2 protein-coding genes are annotated in these 1,198 nt (G+C 36.1%); both read right to left on the minus strand.

Going from position 1 to position 1,198, the window contains the following annotated elements; genetic code table 11:
• Nucleotides 1–338: 338 nt before the first annotated feature.
• Nucleotides 339–746 carry a DUF1310 family protein gene (locus ACFORF_RS05435; RefSeq protein ID WP_380426207.1) on the minus strand — a complete coding sequence of 136 codons (408 nt, stop codon included), beginning with the start codon at nt 744–746 and terminating at the stop codon, nt 339–341.
• A gap of 75 nt (nt 747–821) precedes the next feature.
• Nucleotides 822–1,198: DUF1310 family protein (locus tag ACFORF_RS05440; protein WP_380426209.1), on the minus strand; the 377-nt coding region annotated here is incomplete at its 5' end.

The raw sequence follows: 1,198 nt of genomic DNA on the forward strand, positions 1-1,198 counted from the left end.
GGGACCTCCTTATGTCATCTTATAAAGATACTAGCCGTCTAATATACTTATAATATAACATAACTTGGAGGATTTGACGCTTTCAAGGGGAAGGTTCTGACTCAGAGGCAGTGTAGGGAACAGCGTTGGTTGCTGGATTATCATTACCTAACGTGTGGTCCGCTGTTTGATTGGTCAGGACATAAATCTGCTTACCGGCCCCTGAATTTTCATAGATATGAGAAACCGTGCCGATGTAGGAGCTATTAGAATTTATAAAGAGCTTTGATTTTCCAACTTTAAGATTTTTTTCATATTCTAAATTTATTAAACGGATTATTTCTTTATCACTATATGTCCTAATCATTGCTTAACAAATCACTCAATTCTTCAGAAATTGAGCTTCCTCCCAATTCGTATTCACCATTTACTAATGCAATGTTTTCTGAAATAGTTACACCCTTATCCCCATTAATGAATAAAGTAAAATGAATGGAGTGTGAAGGTGATAAATAAACTGAATCTTTATCAAGTTCATAAGATTTAATAGTTCCTTGTTCTGTAAATGATTGCTTATCCAAATTTTTGAAACTATGCCTAATTTGTTCTTGGACCTCCTCACTCTCGACAATCTCAATCATTTCCTGCTTCTCAGCTTCACGTTTGTCTTCCGTCGCTTTTTTACCTCCTAGAATACTACATCCGCCTAGCAAGGCTAGAACCAGAAGACTTAATATGGATAGGTTGAGGAATTTCTGCTTTGTCATGGGGACCTCCTTTTATTTCATATTCCAAGTTAACCAACTCAATAATCTCTTTATCAGTATATACAGACATACAGTTTACTCCAAAATTTTCGAAAGTTCTTCACTAATCACATAAGACGAATGGTAGAGCTTCTCTTCGTCTTGCTTTAATGTAGTCGTGAGGGTTAATTTTTCATCGCCATTGATATAGAGTGTTACCATAATACCTCCCATTGGAGAGAATTCTAAGGAATTTAGATCTACAGAGTAAGTCTCAATTTTTGAGTCTTTTTCAAAAGCTGTTGAACTCTCCTGTTTAATTAAATCTTTGAAAACATTCTTAGCTTCCTCGCTCTCGACAATCTCAATCATTTCCTGCTTTTCTGCTTCACGTTTGGCTTCCATCGCTTTTTTTCCTCCTAAAATACTGCATCCGCCTAGCAAGGCTAGAACCAGAAGACTTAATATGGATA

This window comes from Streptococcus caprae (assembly GCF_042649745.1).
GTDB classification, from domain to species: domain Bacteria; phylum Bacillota; class Bacilli; order Lactobacillales; family Streptococcaceae; genus Streptococcus; species Streptococcus caprae.

Coding starts and splice junctions, on each gene's coding strand:
- ACFORF_RS05435 (WP_380426207.1), bottom strand. CDS start 746: ATGACAAAGCAGAAATTCCTCAACCTATCCATATTAAGTCTTCTGGTT.